Raw genomic sequence first — 18,695 nt, forward strand, 5'->3', positions numbered from 1 at the left:
TTGTCTGGATATATCAACTTCAAATGAGTAATAGCATTTTTTAGATTTTCTGTTTATCCTGAAAATGCTCATTGCCAAGTTTAACGGTGGATATGTTCTTTATTTCTTTAGGGGCTGTTTATTTTTGTGTTAATTTTTTTTAAAGACAGTATTTTATCATTCTTGCAATTTTTTTTTGAATGAATTCGTTGAGTATTTTCATATACTATTTTAAATATACATATAAATTTTTCAAATTGATATAATTGTTTGTTCATGTTTTAATTGCAATGGTTATTTTTATATAGTCGATTTTTGATAAAAATAGTCGACTCATGAGAGATTTTACTGAAGAAAGCTTATAAAATAATTTCTCATTATTGGGGGAATTGTTATTCTGATATTGTGTCTGATAAAATGAATTTACCTTTTGATAAAGAACATATTGAGCCAATAGAATTACGGTCTGCTTTACAAGAGCGTTATTTGGCTTATGCGCTTTCTACTATTACACACCGTGCATTACCTGATGTGCGTGATGGTTTGAAACCTGTGCATCGGCGTATTGTCCATGCAATGCGTTTGCTCAAACTTAACCCAGGGCAGTCCTATGCGAAATGTGCACGGATTGTTGGTGATGTCATGGGAAAATTTCATCCACACGGTGATGCATCTATTTATGATGCATTAGTGCGTTTGGCGCAGAATTTTGCTGTGCGTTATCCATTGGTTGATGGACAAGGTAATTTTGGTAATATTGATGGTGATAATGCTGCTGCTATGCGTTATACGGAAGCGCGTATGACTGAAGTGGCAGCATTGCTGTTGGAAGGAATTAATGAAAACGCCATTGATTTTCGTTTAACCTATAATGAGGAAGATGAAGAGCCTGTTGTTTTGCCGGGAGCTTTTCCTAATCTTTTAGCAAATGGTTCATCTGGTATCGCTGTTGGTATGGCGACATCTATTCCACCCCATAATGTTGCTGAGCTCTGTGATGCGGCACTACATTTAATTGCACATCCCAATGCACATGATGAGGAATTAAATCAATTTGTGCTTGGTCCTGATTTTCCAACAGGTGGCATTTTAGTTGAGCCTAAAAAAAGTATTGAGGAATCTTATCGGATAGGGCGTGGTTTTTTTCGGCTGCGTTCGCGTTGGCATCAAGAGTCCGGTAGTCGTGGTTCTTATGTGATTATTGTTACTGAAATTCCTTATCAAGTTCAAAAGTCACGACTTATTGAGAAAACAGCAGAATTACTGCTTGCTCGGCGATTACCAATGCTTGAAGATATTCGTGATGAATCGGCAGAAGATATCCGTATCGTACTTGTTCCTAAAAATCGTACAATTACCCCTGAACTCCTCATGGAATCCCTTTTTAAATTGACTGATTTTGAAGTAAGATTTCCTCTTAATCTTAATGTTTTGTCTTTGGGAAAAATACCGAACGTTCTTTCTTTGCGCGAAAGTGTGCAGCAATGGCTTGAACATCGTCAAGAGGTGCTTATTCGTCGCTCTCATTATCGGCTTGATCAAATTGATTGCCGATTAGAAATTCTCCATGGATACCTTATCGCATATTTGAATCTTGATGAGGTCATTCAGATTATTCGTGAAGAGGATGAACCTAAAAAGAAACTAATCGACCGTTTTAAATTAACCGAGAATCAGGCTGAAGCCGTTCTTAATATGCGGTTGCGGTCTCTCCGTAAGCTCGAAGAACTTGAAATTCGTAAGGAGTTTGAAACCCTGAAAGCTGAAAAAGAAAGATTGCAGAGTCTGTTGGCTTCTCATACAAAGCAATGGAAAATAATTTCAGAAGAAATCATAAAAGTTCGGAAAATTTTTGGTCCTAATACTCTCTTAGGGAGAAGGCGTACAACATTTGAAGAAGCACCAAGACATGATATTGATGACATTCATCAGGCGATGATCGAAAAGGAACCAATTACAATTGTTATTTCTGAAAAGGGGTGGATGCGTGCTTTAAAAGGACATTTAAGTGATTACAAAGCACTTTCTTTCAAAGAAGGGGATTGCTTAAAGTTGGCATTTCCGGCGTCTACTACAGATAAGATTGTGCTGGTAAGTACTGGCGGAAAATTTTTTGCTATTGGTGCAAATAGTTTGCCTAGAGGGCGTGGGCATGGTGAACCAATTCGTATTTTAGTTGATATGGATGATGAACATGATGTTCTTACAGCTTTTGTACACAATGCAGAGGAAAAACTTCTCTTAGTTTCATTGCACGGAAATGGCTTTATTGTACCTGCAGGCGAGGTAGTTGCTAATACACGAAAAGGTAAGCAGATTATGAATGTGAAGCTCCCTGATAAAGTAAAGCTTTGTGTTCCGGTAAAAGGTGATCATGTCGCAGTGGTTGGTGAAAATCGTAAAATGCTTATTTTTGCTATTGAACAAATACCAGAAATGAATCGTGGTAAAGGTGTTCGTTTACAACGTTATAAAGAGGGTGGTATTGCCGATGCCAAAACTTTTAATTTATCAGAAGGTTTAATTTGGCAAGACGCAGCTGCACGCTGCTTTAATCGCCAAGTTAATGATCTCCATGAATGGATGGGAACGCGCGCTGGGGGAGGGCGTTCAGTTCCGAAAGGCTTCCCAAAATCAGGAAAATTCACCAATTAATCAATATAGTATATTTAATTGTTAGTTTATAAAAGCACAAAAAAGAATGCTTTATGGTTTTATTACTTGATAGGAGTGTTGTTGAGTTTTCCTCACAGCTTTTATTCATGAGGGTTACTATTATGTTGTCTAAAGAGATGTCCACGTTCGGCCCATAAAACTAGAACTATAGCGATGAGGCTAAGAAAGAAAAAACCTGCCGAATTAGGGATGGTTGTTTCGTTAAATTGTTGCGCAATAAAAAAGCTAAGACCCGTTCCAATAGATGTTTGAAGAAAGCCAGATACAGAAGATGCTGTTCCTGCAATTTTTCCTACAGATTCAAGAGCAAGTGTGTTGAAATTTGCCATAATGCCGCCGCACGCAAACATTAATACGCAGAATAACAGCATGAAAAAAGGAAAAGGGACAACACCATCTGCTAAGATGGATCCGACAAACCAGATGAGTGAGGTAGCACAAAAGAGTAAAAGCATTGTGTGCGCAATGCGGCGCATTCCGAGGCGTCCGACAAGTTGAGAATTAAAGAATGATGATAGAGCTTGAAATGCAGCGCCGATAGCAAATGCAAGGGGGAACCAGAGACCTAAGTTATAAATCCCTTCATATGTTTGTTGTGATGTATTAACGGCAGTGAAAATGCAACCTAAAATGATAGAAGTGGCCAGTGTGTAGCAAAGTGTAGTGCGATTGGTTATAACAATCCATAGATTATGTCTGATCGAAGAAAAGGAAAGAGAGCGTCGTGCATAAAGAGTTTCAGGCAAGCGCAGTTGAATCCAAATCATGAGCCCAAAACCAATCATTGCCATGAATATAAAAATAAATTGCCAATGCCCGAACAGTAGAATAACTTGTCCCGTTGCGGGTCCAATCATTGGTGCAATAAGAAAAACCATCATGACGATAGACATGACCTCTGCCATTTTTCGACCACTATAGAGATCACGTACAATGGAAACTGTGAGTACACGCATAGCGGCACCTCCCATACCTTGCAAGATACGTAAAATAAGCAATAAAGAAAAATTGGATATAAAAGCACAACCAATCGCCGTAAATGAATAAAAAGCAAGACCGATGAGAAGAATCTTACGTCGCCCATAACGATCACTTATTGGGCCAAAAAATATTTGTGTAATGCCATAGCTAATAAGATAACTGGAAATGATATAGTGCTGATCATTTTCATTGATAGCATGTAAGCTATTTAAAATATCAGGCATTGCCGGCAGCATAATGTCAACGGCTATAGAATTGATGGCCATAAGCGCGCCAATGAGAATAACAAATTCTTTATAGCCAATTTTTTTTCTAATCGTATCACTATGCGTTTGTTCGTCGATTAAATATGACATATGCATCCTTGAAATAAAAGTTTCGACTGAACACAACTCTATAAAAGATTGGATAAAACGAGGAATACTTATGTTTTTTTGCAGGGAATGTTTTTTTCTCTTAGCAGTTCTTGCAATTCGTTGTTTTGAAACATTTCTTTAACAATATCACAGCCCCCAATAAATTCACCTTTTATATACAGTTGCGGAACTGTTGGCCAATTTGAATAGTCTTTAATTCCTTGACGCAATTCATCAGAAGTTAAGATATTAACCCCTTTATAATTTAACCCTAAATACTCAAGAATTTGAACAACTTGTCCTGAGAAGCCGCATTGTGGAGCATCCGGTGTTCCTTTCATGAATAAAATGACATCATTTGTTTTAATTTCGTTGTCAATAAACTTATGAACAGTGGTCATCTCTATTCCTCGATATTGCAGATTTTTATAAGTGTGAATTTACGCTTGCATTATTTTCTAATCGTATTGAGTGAATGAATGCAAGAAGAAATTTTTCAATTATTTAGGAGTATTCGTTTGTAGCGCTAAAGCATGGAGTGCATTTCCCATATTGCCTTTAAGAGCATCATAGACCATTTTATGTTGCTGAACACGGCTTTTACCGAGAAAACTTTCAGAAATAACTTCTGCGGCGTAATGTTCTCCATCGCCAGTAAGATCATGAATTGTTACAGTTGCATCAGGAATGCCTTCACGAATAAGTGCTTCAATTGCACTGGCACTCATTGCCATGATTATTCTCCTGTGTTTGTTAATTTGTTTATAAGAGTAGCATAAGGTTAAAGAGAAATGAAAAAAATCTTTATTTTCCGCCCATAAATTCTGGAAACCAGTTTTCATAGGCTTGCATGAGTTCATATACAGAAAGTTTTAATACCCCATCTATATCAAGCAAAGTACCCTCAACTATACCAAGCTCTGTTAAGGAAACGGCACTTATTTGTGCAAGTTCTTTAAAGCTATTAAGCGCTTCAGGTTTAACTGCTAAGAGATAACGCCCTTGGTCTTCTCCAAAAAGTTCTGCATGCTCTGGTGATTGATTACTTAATTTTGCTTTGATTCCTTTACCTGCTTTAATGACCATTTCTGCAAGTGCAACAGCTAATCCTCCGTCAGAAATGTCATGCGCGGCATGAACAAAACCACGATGAATGACATCTCTAACAAATTGACCATGCTTTTTTTCAAGTTGTAAATCCACATGAGGTGGTGTGCCGGTATCAATATTTAAAATGTCTTGCACGTAGATTGATTGTCCCAGATGAGAGCCGCAAGCTCCAATCAAAATAATATTATCTCCATGTTGCATACCGCTGATCGTTACCATTTTAGACCAGTCGTCAAGAAGACCGATACCAGCGATTGTGGGAGTAGGAGGGATTGCTTCTCCGTTTGTTTCATTATAAAGAGAGACATTGCCTGAAACGATAGGAAAATCAAGAACTTTACAAGCTTCACCTATGCCTTTAATGGCAAAAACGAACTGTCCCATAATTTCAGGTTTTTCAGGGTTCCCAAAATTGAGATTATCTGTAGCGGCTAGTGGTGTTGCGCCCGTAGTGCTAATATTCCTCCAGCATTCTGCAACTGCTTGTTTCCCTCCTTCATAGGGATCAGCTTCACAATATCGAGGTGTCACATCAGAAGAAAAGGCAAGGGCACGTTTGTCGTTATTGCTTACACGGATGACTCCTGCATCGCTTCCTGGACGAACAAGTGTATTGCCTTGTATGAGGGTATCATATTGTTCATAAATCCATCGTCGTGAACTTAGATTTGCAGAGTTTAGTAGCGTAAGAAGTGCACCACCAAGATTTTCGACTTTCTCAACGTCTTCTGCTTTAAGAGGTGTTTTTTTAGCAGGCTCACTCCAAGGGCGATCATAAACAGGTGCTTCATTACCCAGTTCTTTGATGGGAAGATTAACGACTTCTTCTCCTTGATGCTTTACGCAAAAACGTAAATTATTTGTTGTTTTTCCAATTATGGAAAAATGAAGTCCCCATTTGTGAAAAATTTCAGCTGCTTGTTGTTCCATTTCTGGTTTTAGAACCATGAGCATACGCTCTTGGCTTTCAGAAAGCATCATTTCGTAGGCTGTCATGTTTTCTTCACGAACAGGAACTTTATCGAGATTAAGTTCTATACCCAAATTTCCTTTTGCTCCCATCTCAACAGCAGAGGATGTTAAACCTGCTGCTCCCATATCTTGGATAGCAACGACAGCTCCTAGTTCCATAAGTTCTAAGCAAGCTTCGAAAAGGCATTTTTCCGTAAAAGGATCACCTACTTGAACGGTTGGACGTTTTTCACTGATTGAATCATCAAATTCGGCAGAAGCCATTGTTGCTCCACCGACACCATCACGTCCTGTTTTAGCTCCAAGATAAACAACAGGAAGCCCTACTCCTTGCGCTTTTGAGTAAAAAAGAGAGTTTGTTTTTGCAATTCCAGCGGCAAAGGCGTTGACAAGGATATTACCATTGTAACGCTTATCAAAATTTACTTCTCCTCCAATGGTTGGAACACCAAAAGAATTTCCATAGCCACCAATTCCAGAAACTACACCAGAAACAAGATGGCGTGTTCGAGGATGATCAGGAGAACCAAATCGCAATGCATTCATGGCTGCGACAGGACGGGCACCCATTGTAAAAACATCTCGTAAAATGCCACCAACACCTGTTGCTGCACCTTGATAAGGCTCAATATAGGAGGGATGGTTATGACTTTCCATTTTGAAAACCACGCATTGACCTTCACCAATATCCACAACGCCAGCATTTTCACCAGGTCCTTGAATAACACATTTTCCTTTTGTTGGGAGAGTTTTAAGCCACTTTTTAGATGATTTATAAGAACAATGTTCGTTCCACATTGCAGAAAAAATTCCTAGCTCAGTAAATGTTGGCTCTCTCCCAATTAAGGCTAGGATATGTTGATACTCATCATCTTTTAAGCCGTGTTGTGCAATTAATTTTGGTGTAATGGCGATGTTATTATTGCAAGGATTCATGAGTAGTTTATCCGTCAAATTAATTAAAATTTAGCATTTTTATTATCCTAAATCTAGCAGCTTAGATCATAAGTGGTTGCATTGTTTGATAAGGTAGCAGTTCACAAATCATTAACTGAGATTCTGGTGATTTATTCGATGTTTCAAAGACCAGAAACGGCTTTTGAATAAATCTTTGTGTATTTCTAGAGAAACACCATCCAATGGATCTATAAAGCATTTGATTCGTAAATTTATTACGTAGGAGATGATAGAGATTTTCGACTTTAAAAAGGTTAAATAACATATTTTCTCTTTTATTGCTACCCATTTGCCAATTCTAAAGCACTTTGGAAAAGTAAGCGGCCATCAGTGCCACCATGTGCGGGCTCAATGAAATTTTCAGGGTGAGGCATCATACCAAGGATATTACCAGCTTTATTGACAATACCAGCAATATTATTAAGTGAACCATTAGGGTTTGTATTTTCAGCATAGCGGAAAACAATTTGCTCATTATCTTCCATTTGTTTTAATATTGCACCGTCAACAAAATAATTTCCGTCGTGATGTGCAACAGGACAGCGAATGATTTGTCCTTTAGAATAATACCGAGAAAATCTTGTACTGTTGTTGGTTACTTCAAGTTTTATGTCACGACAAACAAATTTTAACGAAGCATTACGCATTAAAGCACCGGGTAATAATCCAGCTTCCAACAAGATTTGAAATCCATTACATATGCCGATTATTGTAACACCTTTTTCTGCTTTTTCACTAACGGCTTGTAAAACTGGTGTTCGTGCGCCAATAGCACCACATCTTAAGTAGTCCCCATAAGAAAAACCACCAGGAATAACAATGACATCTACATCTGGAATTGTTGAATCTGTTTGCCAAATTTTGAATGGTTCAACTCCTGTTATATGATGTAATGCTGCGATCATATCTCGGTCGCGATTTAGTCCAGGTAATTGAATGATAGCAGTTTTCATGGAGAGTTCCACTTAAAGAAGTTCTATAGTGTAATTTTCAATAACAGTATTTGCGAGTAATTCTTCACACATTTTTTCGAGTTTTTGCTTTGCCGTTTCAGCAGGTTGATCATCAAGCACAACATCAAAAATCTTTCCTTGGCGAATAGAGTGAATGCCTTTAAAAGCTAAACGTTCTAAAGCATTAACAATCGCTTCTCCTTGTGGATCAAGAACGCTGTTTTTTAAGGTAACTGTAACGCGTGCTTTCATTTTTTATTTCCTATTGCTAAAATTTTTCTCCTTGAAGAGGTCTACTCCTCAATATCAAGGAAGGCGATATAATGTCACCTTATTGTTTATTTTACCAAAACGGGACCACTTGGTCGCGGAGGTTCATTTTCATTGATGATTCCGAGACGTTTTGCAACCTCTTGATAAGCGTTAATAAGTCCACCCATATCACGCCGAAAACGATCTTTATCCATTTTTTCTTGTGTTTGCATATCCCATAGTCGAGCAGAATCAGGAGAAATTTCATCAGCAAGAACAATGCGCATCGTTTCATCTTCCCACAAGCGACCAAATTCCATTTTAAAATCAACTAATTGAATGTTAACACCTGCAAAAAGCCCAGAAAGAAAATCATTAATACGAATGGCAAGTTGCATAATGTCTTCTATTTCTTGTGGAACAGCCCATCCAAAGGCAGTAATATGTTCTTCAGTTACCATTGGGTCATCAAGAGAATCATTTTTATAATAAAATTCAATGATGGATTGCGAAAGAGCGGTTCCTTCTTCTAATCCCAAACGCTTAGAAAGAGAGCCAGCGGCAATGTTTCTAACAACAACCTCCAATGGAATAATTTCAACGGCTTTAATGAGTTGTTCGCGCATGTTTATACGCTTGATAAAATGTGTTGGGATACCCAAACGGCTAAGATGGCTGAAGATATGTTCAGAAATACGATTATTTAAAACCCCTTTTCCGTCAATAATTTCGTGCTTTTTTGCATTAAAAGCAGTTGTGTCATCTTTAAAAAATTGAATATAGGTCCCTGGTTCAGGTCCTTCATATAAAATTTTGGCCTTGCCTTCATAGATACGGTGGCGACGATTCATTATGATTCTCTATTGGTTTGAAAGGTTTTAAACAGCGTTGATAAGTGATACTACCCTAATTGGCAGAAATTCTCAATGATTGCTATAATACTTCTTACAACTTTTGTCATTGTAGCTCTGCCAAAGAAAAATGAAACTGTATAGATAGGGTAAAGACGATTATCTTTTTTTGAATCAGATTTTTGCAAGAAAATGAGAGAGAACCATAAGTCCTTCAGGCCAAGGTCCATGTCCAGATTCTGCATTAATGTGACCTGATTGACCAGCGTCCACAAAGAGTGCACCCCAATTATTTGCAAGATTCTCTGCTACTGAGAATTGACAAAATTCATCGTTTCGGCTGGCTATAACTACAGAGGGAAAGGATAATTTTTTGCAATAATAAGGGCCAAATGTCATTAAATGTTTGGGGCGTATTTTTTCATTGTTTACATCTGGAGGTGCAACAAAAAAGGCACCACAAACTTTTTCTGCGTTTTGTATAGTTGCTTGAACAGCAGTTGGAACTCCTAATGAATGGGCAATAATCATAACGGGCTTTTGAGCTTGTGCAATAGCGAATTTAACCTCATTAACCCATTCTTCACAAACAGGTTTTGACCAGTCGACTTGTTTAATACGGTGAGCTGTAGATAATTTCTTTTCCCATCGTGTTTGCCAATGATCAGGGCCAGCTCCTTTGTAGCCAGGAACAATGAGAATATCAAGCTGGTTTGCTTTCATGAATTGTTTCCTCATTACAAAACAGATTTTAGATCATAGATGGAAGAAAATATGTTAGTTCCTTATACGCGATTTTTATCACTCCCCAAAAACACGTTTAAAAATTGTGTTGATATGTTTTGTATGGTAAGAAAGGTCGAATTTTTCGCGAAGTTCTGTCTCACTTAAAACTTTTGTAACATCGTTGTCATTGAGCAGTTCTTCTAAAAAATCTTTTCCTTGTTCCCAAACCTTCATCGCATTTCGTTGTACAATCCGATAAGCATCTTCACGACTCATTCCAGCTTGCGTGAGTGCTAAAAGCACCCGTTGTGAATGAACAAGCCCACGGAATTTATTAAGATTTTTTTTCATGTTTTCTGGATAGACAATTAGATTTTCAATGACAGATGTGAGTCTGGCAAGAGCAAAATCAAGTGTAATGGTAGCATCAGGGCCAATATAACGCTCAACAGATGAATGAGAGATATCACGTTCATGCCAAAGTGCTACATTTTCCATGGCAGGAATTGTAAATGCACGCACCATACGTGCTAATCCTGTTAAATTTTCTGTTAAAACTGGATTACGTTTATGGGGCATAGCGGATGAGCCTTTTTGCCCAGGTAAGAAATGCTCTTCTGCTTCAAGAACTTCTGTTCGTTGAAGATGGCGTATTTCTATAGCTAATCTTTCAATAGATGAAGCAATAACACCAAGTGTTGCAAAGAACATGGCGTGACGATCACGTGGTATGACTTGGGTGGAAACAGGTTCAGTACGCATTCCCAATGCTTTTGCTACATGTTCTTCAATGCGTGGGTCAATGTTTGCAAAAGTCCCTACAGCCCCTGAAATAGCGCAAGTAGAAATTTCTTCACGTGCTGCAAAAAGACGTTTGCGACAACGGAAAAATTCAGCGTATGCAAGAGCGAACTTAACTCCAAATGTTGTCGGTTCAGCGTGAATGCCATGACTTCGCCCAATGGTGATTGTTTCTTTATGTTCAAAAGCACGTTTTTTTAATGCTTCAAGAAGTTGGTCTATGTCTTTTAGCAAAATATCACTGGCACGCATCAATTGAATATTAAGCGTTGTATCTAGAACATCTGATGATGTCATACCTTGGTGAATGAAGCGTGCTTCTGGTCCAACAAATTCAGCTAAGTGGGTTAGGAAGGCAATGACATCATGTTTGGTGATTGCCTCAATTTCATTAATGCGATTAACATCAAATTCGGCTGCTGCCCCTTTTTCCCAGATGATCTTTGCTGCTTCTTTTGGAATAATTCCAAGTTCAGCAAGTGCATCACAGGCATGTGCTTCAATTTCAAACCAAATACGATATTTTGTCTTTGCTGACCAAATTGTTACCATTTCAGAGCGAGAATAACGTGCTATCATGATTTTTCCTTATTGTGAGAGAGCTGCTGCTTGGCGCAATGCATTAATTCGGGTTTTGTAAAGTTCTTTGTTTCCATTTTTATAAATTGCAGAGCCTGCGACAAATACATTGGCACCAGCTTTTGCAGCTATTCCAATTGTATCAACAGTGATGCCACCATCTACTTCAAGATCAATAGGTCTGTTAGCGATCATGCTTTTAACGCGCTTGATTTTATCTTTCATTTCTGGAATGAAATTTTGCCCACCAAAACCAGGGTTGACTGTCATGATGAGGATAAGATCTAATTGATCAAGCAAATATTCAAGCACATGTTCTGGTGTGCTTGGATTGATTGCAATTCCTGCTTTTTTTCCTGTTGCTTTGATTATTTGTAGTGAACGATGAAGGTGGGGACTTGCTTCAGCATGAATCGTTATAATATTTGAACCAGCTTTTGCAAAAGCCTCAAGATAAGGATCTACAGGTGTGATCATCAGATGAACGTCAAATATTGCTTTGGTTAATGGTCGGAGTGTCTTGACGACATCAGGGCCAAAAGTGATATTAGGGACGAAGTGCCCATCCATTATATCAAGATGCAACCAATCTGCACCGGCATCAACAACATCTAACACTTCTTTGCCAAGTTTGGAAAAGTCAGAAGCCAAGAGTGAAGGCGAAATGAGATGAGAATGAGGCATTAAGATCTCCTAGATTGACTTTTTTAGCATGTAGTTTTGTATACTAAAATATCATTTGTATTATAGAGTATGTGTAATAGATTTTTTTTATGGAAAGATCACTTGAAATTTTAGAGCTGTATAAGTGAAAGATATGTCAAACCATACAACACATTTAATGCTTGGACTTCAACATAATATTACTGTTTCCTCGCAAGAATATCGAGATGCTATGAGTCATTTTGCAGGAGCCGTGCATATTGTGACAACAAATGGCATTAAAGGAAGGCGTGGTGTAACAGTTTCAGCATGTTGTTCCTTATCTGATGCCCCCCCAACACTTCTTGTTTGCCTCATGCGGCATAATCCTAAGAATCAGTTATTTATAGAAAATGGGAATTTTTGTGTTAATAGTTTAGCAGGAAAACATCGTTCATTAGCAGATATTTTTTCTAGGTCTTGTCATGATACACAAAATGAACATTTTAGTATAGCGCGATGGAGTACTTTGCAGACTGGTGCACCTAGTCTTTCAGACGCTTTAGCGTCTTTTGATTGTCGTTTGATTTGTTGGCATGAACATGCAACTCATTTTGTTTTGATTGGTGAAGTTGTTGCGATCAACCGTAATCAAGAAAAAAACGCTTTGATGTATTTGAATCGCGAATATCATACTCTGCCTTTGTAAAGATTTTTATTTTTTGCATACTGAGACGATTTGTTTTTAGTAGGTTTGAGTCTTGCTCCAATAATTGAGTAAGATTATTGCATCTGATTTTGAATATCTGCTTTTCTAGGCTTGTAGATATCATGAGAAAGAGGATTTATGGACAAGCCTTGACTAGTCATTATGTCAAGGGAGTGACATGCTATTTAGAAAGAGTAGCTGAAGAGTTAAACAGGAATTTTAAACATATTATAGAGTGTATAAAAAAATATTTTGCGCTTGTGTTGATCGGTGTTGCACAATATATAGACCGCACATACCGTATGTGGAGGTTTTTATGGCATGAGCGAAGAGATTGATGATCAATATCGCCCTAGCGAAGACGAGCCTTTTATGAATGAGCGACAAAAGGCATATTTCCGTGCTAAATTGGTTTCTTGGAAAAATGATATATTAAGAGAAGCGCGGGGGACTTTGGAAAATTTGCAAGAAGAGAATGTTGGTCAACCCGATTTGGCTGATAGGGCGTCTTGCGAAACTGATCGTACAATTGAATTACGTGCTCGTGATCGTCAAAGAAAACTCATTTCAAAAATAGATGCTGCTTTAGAGCGCATCAATAATGGAACTTACGGTTTTTGTGAGGAAACTGGTGAGCCTATTAGTATAAAGCGTCTTGAGGCTCGACCAATTGCAGTTTTATCGTTGGAAGCACAGGAACGCCACGAACGACGGGAAAAAGTTTATCGTGATGATTAAAGTTGGTTGAGATGATGAGCAAGTGAGATGCGCGCTGTTAGAGTTGTGTATTTTATTTTTTGGGGGCAGGGATAAATAAGGATGGCTCTTGTCGCCCTTCAATTTCAGCGATAATTGCTGAATCTTCAACGTTTTGTTTCATAAAAGAGCTAGAAGAATCGTTCTGTGGGCGTTCTCTTTCTTTTATGGAAAAAGACCTTTTTTCTGTAAGGTTGGCATTTGGAGTGATTTCTGCTGTTGTTAATGTTGGCTGTGCTTCTCTCTTTTGTATGATGGATGTACTGGTGATATTGGATTCTACAACAACATCTGTTAATCCGCCAATAAGAAGCAAATGCTCTTTATCATCACAACGTACCAAAATAAGTCTACGCGCGCGATCGATAGCAATTGTATCACATATTGTTAATCGCGTTGGACGCTTTTTTCTGTTGATACTGAATTTTCCTGTGTTTAAACGACGTACAAACAGGATGATTGCAGAAAGAGCAGCGATTGTTATTATAAAAAACGCAGCGCTTGTGGTTATGTTCGCGGCAGATGTGCCTATTTGGCTTGATAACCAGACATACATAAAAATTTCTCCCATTTTGGAATGGAAATATTATTTTATATTGAGATAAGCTTATAAATATACCCTTAAAAGGTTTGCTTATAACATAATATGGGTGACGTTTCTTAGGGAGATATTATCATGGTATATACTTTATAACAATGATTATGGAGTTAATTTATGGTAACAGCTTTAATCAAGGCAAAGTAAGATGGATAAAAGTTTTGAGAATAATGGAAGATCATCGTCTTCTTCTGTAAATCGAGGAGGTGTGGTTCTTGGTGTTATTTTTGTAATAGCTTTTCTTTTCATTGTGGGTGTTCTAGGTTTTTTTTATCCACAAAGCTATTTGCAAAAGGTCGAATTGATTTCTTTTTTAGCTTTAGCGGTTATAGGGGTTGCTGCACTCGTTCTGATTGGAATGGGAGTTTTAAAATGTAATGCAGCACAATTTCATGAAGATTTTGATCTTCGCATCTTTAATAGTAGCGATGATGCAATTATAATCTCCGATTTATCTGGTTTTGTTTATTACTCTAATCAAAGTTATCGAAAAATTCTTACCTATAAGCCTGACTCCTCTTGTTATGTAGTTATTGCTGATCTTCCTGGGGCTGGTGCACTTGCGTATCGCTTAAAAGTTGCAGCATGTAGTCATCTTGCAGCGCAAGAAGAATTGAGGGTCGAGCAACCAATTTTTGTCCATTCTACGCAAAAAAAATCTGTTTGGTATAATATTTCTGTTCAACCAATTACAAAGCGGGGAAAAAAGCTTTTATTTTGGCGTATTGCTGATGTTTCACATTTGCAAGAATGTCGTGAAGTTTTTTTCTCGAATCTTCAAGAAGCTATAAATCATTTGGATCAAGCTCCTGTTGGTTTTTTGTCCGTGAATAGCCAAGGGAATGTTCTTTATGTAAATGCAGTTTTTGCTGAATGGTTTTCAATTGACTTGGTTAACTTTACTATTGGGCAATATAGTTTTGATCAATTATTTGGTAGCGTTGGAGTTAATGGCGCGTGGCGTGATATTTGTTTGCAATATGACAAACATCAAAGTTCAGGGTACCCTTTACCTTACACGTTTTCGTTATGTTTAAATTCAGAGATCAGTGTTAAGAAAATATTGAATTGTTTTATGTGTGTTTCTTCTCTCCTAGAAGATGAAGCTATTTATCGTATTGTCGTAATTCCGCAGCAGGTACAAAAGGGAGAGAATGATGATCAATCAAAATTACCTAGTGCACTGGTAGGGTATTTTGATGCAAGCCCCTTTGCAATAGCAGTAGCGGATCAGAAAGGACATTTGATTCACATGAATAATGTTTTTTCATCACTCGTAGGATGTACGAGAAAAACTATCAATCTTTATGATGTTATATTTCACCGTGATCATATGCAGCTAGAGCGAGCATTTCAGAAAATTACGACAAATAAAAATTATTCAGTTTCTCTAGAAACAGTTTTAGAAAATAATGAGGAACGCCATTTACGCCTCCATCTTGTACCTATACTGTCTTATTACAGTGAAGCACCACGAAATTTGGTCATTATCTCTGTTATAGAAATAACAGAACAAAAAACGCTTGAAGATAAAATGATACAAAGTCAGAAAATGCAAGCTGTTGGGCAGTTGGCTGGTGGTATTGCTCACGATTTCAATAATGTTTTAACAGCAATTTTGATGTCATGCGATCTTCTTTTAAATACACATCGTAGTTCTGATCCTGCTCATGCTGATCTTATCAATATCAAAAATAATGCCAATCGCGCAGCTGCACTTGTACAGCAATTACTAGCTTTTTCTAGGAAGCAAACACTTCGTCCTGAAGAGGTGGATTTTACAGATTTTTTATCAGATATTCGCAATCTCATTTTACCCCTTTTAGGCAATAATGTTCAGTTAAAAATTATTCATGGAAGAGATTTGTGGAGCGTTGAAGTTGATCAAGCATCTTTTCAGCGTGTTATTATGAATTTGGTTATTAATGCGCGTGATGCTATGCCAGATGGAGGGGTTATCACGATTGCAACAAATAATATTACAAAACAACAGAGTGTTGAATTTGATCATGTTGGTTTTGTAATTGGTGAGTATGTACAATTGACTATTTCAGATACAGGAATTGGTATATCAGCTGCTATACAAGAAAAGATGTTTGAACCATTTTTTACAACAAAAAAAGTCGGACAAGGAACTGGGCTTGGTTTGTCAATGGTTTATGGAATTATCCAACAAACAGGTGGTTACATTTACTGTGATAGCAGAGAAGGAGAGGGAACAACATTTCATATTTTTCTCCCTCGTTATATTTCTCATAATAATGGAAAAATTTTTCCATTGATTGAAAAAGAGGAAGAGCAAGAAAAAAATACAGATTTGACAGGATCTGCGACTGTTTTGTTGGTCGAAGATGAAGATGCAGTCAGAATGGGTGGGGTAAGAGCGCTTCAAATGAGAGGATATACTGTTTTAGAGGCCGCAAGCGGGGTAGAAGCACTTGCCATTCTTGAGGAACATAAGGGAGCTATTGATGTTATCGTTTCTGATGTGGTGATGCCAGAAATGGATGGGCCGACTTTGCTTAAGGAAGCACGTAAAAACTATCCTGATATCAAATTTATTTTTGTTTCTGGATACGCAAAAGATGCTTTTGCTAAAAATCTTCCACAAGATGCTGTTTTTGGTTTTCTATCTAAACCATTTACACTCAAACAGTTAGCACTAATAGTTAAAGAAACACTTTCATAATGAAATAAAAAATTATACAATAGAAACATCGTTTATTTTAAAATTTTTTAAACGAAAGTGGGTATTTTGAAAAGATAGGCGTAGTAATGAGTAAAGCCTAGTGAACAAAATAAGTTAAGAGTAATTAGAAAATTGACCGTTAAAAAGCTAAAGAAGTATTGCACACTTTGTACAAAAACATTTATGAGGATGATGTAATTTTATCCTATTCAAACTTTATAAGAGAGGAGAGTACAGGAAAGTTTTTTGCAAGGTTGGAAAGCGCTGTTTGATATACTCAAAAGGATAAAAGCTGTTGTTGAGTATTTATCATTTTTTTGTTTCCATCAATGAAGGCTTTTAAGGCTTTGGGGTAGAGTTCGTGTTCCGCTTTAAGTACTCTCTTTGCTAAGTATTCAGTGGTATCATTTGGACAGACTGGAACAGCTGCTTGGGCAAGAATTTTTCCTGCATCCATATCTTCTGTAACAAGATGAACAGTGCATCCAGTGATTTTAACGCCTGCTTGTAAAGCCCTTTCATGTGTATTCAAACCTTTAAATGACGGTAAAAGAGAAGGGTGAATATTTAAAATTCGACCTTCATAAAGTTTTACGAAACGCGATGAGATGAGGCGCATATAGCCAGCAAAGCAGAGAAGATCTGGATTATGTTGAGCTAAAATCGTAAAGATAGCTTCCTCGTGTGCTTCTCTCGTTGGATAACTTTTGCGATCAACAATGTGCGTAGGCAAGTTATTGTTACGTGCTTTTTCAATGCCGGCAGCATAAGGATTATCGCAAATAACCGCGATGATCTCAGCAGGGTATTCCTTTTGTTTACTTGCTTTGGCAAGGGCAACCATATTAGATCCGTTGCCAGAAATAAAAATAACAATTTTTTTTTTCATAAGTGTAGTACACCTTTATAGAGTATTTTTTTATTTTGGCGTTTTGTTAAAATGCCGAGGGGAATAATTTTTTCTCCTTGCATTTCAAGTGCTTGTGTAATTTCTTCAACTGCGTGTTGCGCTACGATAATAACCATGCCAATGCCGCAATTAAATGTTCGCAGCATTTCAGTTTCTTCTATTTTACCTTGTTTGGCAATCCATGAAAAAATTGATGGAATCTGAATGGCAGAAAGATTAATTTCAGCGCACAGAGAAGATGGAAGTACCCGTGGAATATTTTCAGGAAAGCCTCCACCTGTGATATGTGCAAGAGCTTTAATTCCTTTATAATTTCGCATAATAGATAGGAGTGATTTTACATAAATGCGTGTTGGTGTGAGTAGTGCTGTACCAAGGCTGATTTGGGGATTAAATGGAGCTGGATTTTCCCATTTTAAATTATCTTGTTTGATGATTTGTCTTATGAGAGAAAAGCCGTTGGAATGAACTCCAGATGAGTTAAGTCCTAAAATAATATCGCCTTCTGTAAGATTTTTTGAGGGGAGTAATGCGCTGCGTTCGCATGCTCCTACAGCAAAACCTGCTAAATCATAATCTCCCTCTGCGTAGATACCTGGCATTTCTGCAGTTTCTCCTCCAATGAGAGCAGCACCTGCTTGTTTACACCCTTCTGCTATACCAGCGATGATTGTCGCACCCTGTTCAAGGTTAAGCTTACCAGTTGCAAAGTAATCAAGAAAAAAGAGAGGTTCAGCACCTTGTACGAGTAAATCATTGACGCACATGGCTACTAGATCAATACCCACAGTGTCATGTATACCTATTTCAATGGCAATTTTTAATTTTGTTCCTACGCCATCATTTGCTGCTACAAGAATGGGATCTGTAAAGCCGGCTGCTTTTAAATCAAAGAGGCCACCAAAGCCGCCAATTTCTGCATTTGTTCCTGCTCGTTTTGTTGAGCGTATAAAGGGTTTAATTTTTTCTACCATAGCATTACCCATATCGATGTTTACACCGGCTTTTGCATAGGTAAGATTGCACTTGGATTTATTATTTATGAGATCTTGGTTGCTCATTGGAGTCTTCCTTATGGAAAATCAGATTTTTATATTATGCAATGCCATGATAAAGTTGCCTCTGCAAGTGGTATTGATATTTAGTATTTAAGAAATAAGCTATTTTACTTGACCTATATCTTTTCTTGACCCATGTA

General features: G+C 37.6%; 17 protein-coding genes. 4 read left to right on the forward strand and 13 right to left on the reverse strand.

Annotated features, from left to right (window positions below; translation table 11 throughout):
• Positions 1–384: 384 nt before the first annotated feature.
• A complete protein-coding gene (parC, locus tag MCO_RS08280) occupies positions 385–2,634 on the forward strand; it encodes a DNA topoisomerase IV subunit A (protein WP_040299097.1) in 2,250 nt (749 codons plus the stop codon).
• A gap of 101 nt (positions 2,635–2,735) precedes the next feature.
• Here the strand turns inward: parC and MCO_RS08285 are convergent, their stop codons facing one another.
• The 10 genes from MCO_RS08285 to rpe all read right to left on the reverse strand — a co-directional run bounded on the left by MCO_RS08285 (position 2,736) and on the right by rpe (position 11,877).
• Complete coding sequence (locus MCO_RS08285; protein ID WP_007553829.1) at positions 2,736–3,992, reverse strand: multidrug effflux MFS transporter; 1,257 nt, start codon at positions 3,990–3,992, stop codon at positions 2,736–2,738.
• 68 nt (positions 3,993–4,060) lie between these two features.
• Positions 4,061–4,393 (reverse strand): Grx4 family monothiol glutaredoxin, encoded by a 333-nt coding sequence (gene grxD / locus MCO_RS08290; protein ID WP_007553830.1) that lies wholly within the window; start codon positions 4,391–4,393, stop codon positions 4,061–4,063.
• 99 nt (positions 4,394–4,492) lie between these two features.
• The gene (locus MCO_RS08295) at positions 4,493–4,726 is read right to left on the reverse strand and encodes a BolA/IbaG family iron-sulfur metabolism protein (RefSeq protein WP_007553831.1); all 234 of its coding nucleotides are present in this window, start codon (positions 4,724–4,726) and stop codon (positions 4,493–4,495) included.
• Between the two features lie 70 nt (positions 4,727–4,796).
• Positions 4,797–7,010, reverse strand: a complete 2,214-nt coding sequence (gene purL / locus MCO_RS08300; RefSeq protein ID WP_007553832.1) for a phosphoribosylformylglycinamidine synthase subunit PurL — start codon at positions 7,008–7,010, stop codon at positions 4,797–4,799.
• 302 nt (positions 7,011–7,312) lie between these two features.
• Positions 7,313–7,984, reverse strand: coding sequence for a phosphoribosylformylglycinamidine synthase subunit PurQ (gene purQ, locus MCO_RS08310; RefSeq protein ID WP_007553836.1), 672 nt, complete (start codon positions 7,982–7,984; stop codon positions 7,313–7,315).
• Between the two features lie 12 nt (positions 7,985–7,996).
• Positions 7,997–8,236: a phosphoribosylformylglycinamidine synthase subunit PurS gene (gene purS, locus MCO_RS08315; protein WP_007553838.1), complete on the reverse strand. Its 240-nt coding sequence runs from the start codon at positions 8,234–8,236 to the stop codon at positions 7,997–7,999.
• Between the two features lie 86 nt (positions 8,237–8,322).
• Positions 8,323–9,087, reverse strand: a complete 765-nt coding sequence (purC, locus tag MCO_RS08320) for a phosphoribosylaminoimidazolesuccinocarboxamide synthase (protein ID WP_007553840.1) — start codon at positions 9,085–9,087, stop codon at positions 8,323–8,325.
• A gap of 174 nt (positions 9,088–9,261) precedes the next feature.
• Entirely contained in the window at positions 9,262–9,810 is a 549-nt protein-coding gene (locus MCO_RS08325; protein ID WP_007553842.1) for an alpha/beta hydrolase, read from the reverse strand.
• Positions 9,811–9,888: 78 nt separating this feature from the next.
• The gene (gene purB / locus MCO_RS08330) at positions 9,889–11,193 is read right to left on the reverse strand and encodes an adenylosuccinate lyase (RefSeq protein WP_007553844.1); all 1,305 of its coding nucleotides are present in this window, start codon (positions 11,191–11,193) and stop codon (positions 9,889–9,891) included.
• A gap of 9 nt (positions 11,194–11,202) precedes the next feature.
• Positions 11,203–11,877: a ribulose-phosphate 3-epimerase gene (gene rpe, locus MCO_RS08335; protein WP_007553846.1), complete on the reverse strand. Its 675-nt coding sequence runs from the start codon at positions 11,875–11,877 to the stop codon at positions 11,203–11,205.
• A 133-nt stretch (positions 11,878–12,010) separates the two neighbouring features.
• Here rpe and MCO_RS08340 point away from each other — a divergent pair, with 133 nt between their 5' ends.
• On the forward strand, positions 12,011–12,544 hold the full coding sequence (locus MCO_RS08340; RefSeq protein WP_040299107.1) for a flavin reductase: 534 nt from the start codon (positions 12,011–12,013) through the stop codon (positions 12,542–12,544).
• Between the two features lie 321 nt (positions 12,545–12,865).
• A complete protein-coding gene (gene dksA, locus MCO_RS08345; RefSeq protein WP_007553852.1) occupies positions 12,866–13,282 on the forward strand; it encodes an RNA polymerase-binding protein DksA in 417 nt (138 codons plus the stop codon).
• A gap of 52 nt (positions 13,283–13,334) precedes the next feature.
• Here dksA and MCO_RS08350 read toward each other — a convergent pair whose 3' ends face one another.
• Positions 13,335–13,856 (reverse strand): flagellar biosynthetic protein FliO, encoded by a 522-nt coding sequence (locus MCO_RS08350; protein WP_007553859.1) that lies wholly within the window; start codon positions 13,854–13,856, stop codon positions 13,335–13,337.
• Positions 13,857–14,046: 190 nt separating this feature from the next.
• On the opposite strand from MCO_RS08350, the gene MCO_RS08355 reads away from it, so the two are divergent.
• Positions 14,047–16,587, forward strand: coding sequence for an ATP-binding protein (locus tag MCO_RS08355; RefSeq protein ID WP_007553865.1), 2,541 nt, complete (start codon positions 14,047–14,049; stop codon positions 16,585–16,587).
• Positions 16,588–16,864: 277 nt separating this feature from the next.
• Here MCO_RS08355 and purN read toward each other — a convergent pair whose 3' ends face one another.
• Positions 16,865–17,476, reverse strand: coding sequence for a phosphoribosylglycinamide formyltransferase (gene purN / locus MCO_RS08360; protein ID WP_007553866.1), 612 nt, complete (start codon positions 17,474–17,476; stop codon positions 16,865–16,867).
• On the reverse strand, positions 17,473–18,558 hold the full coding sequence (purM, locus tag MCO_RS08365; protein ID WP_007553867.1) for a phosphoribosylformylglycinamidine cyclo-ligase: 1,086 nt from the start codon (positions 18,556–18,558) through the stop codon (positions 17,473–17,475). Before purM ends, purN begins: the two co-directional genes overlap by 4 nt.
• Positions 18,559–18,695 lie beyond the last annotated feature (137 nt).

The sequence above is a fragment of the Bartonella sp. DB5-6 genome (assembly GCF_000278115.1).
Lineage (GTDB): Bacteria > Pseudomonadota > Alphaproteobacteria > Rhizobiales > Rhizobiaceae > Bartonella > Bartonella refiksaydamii.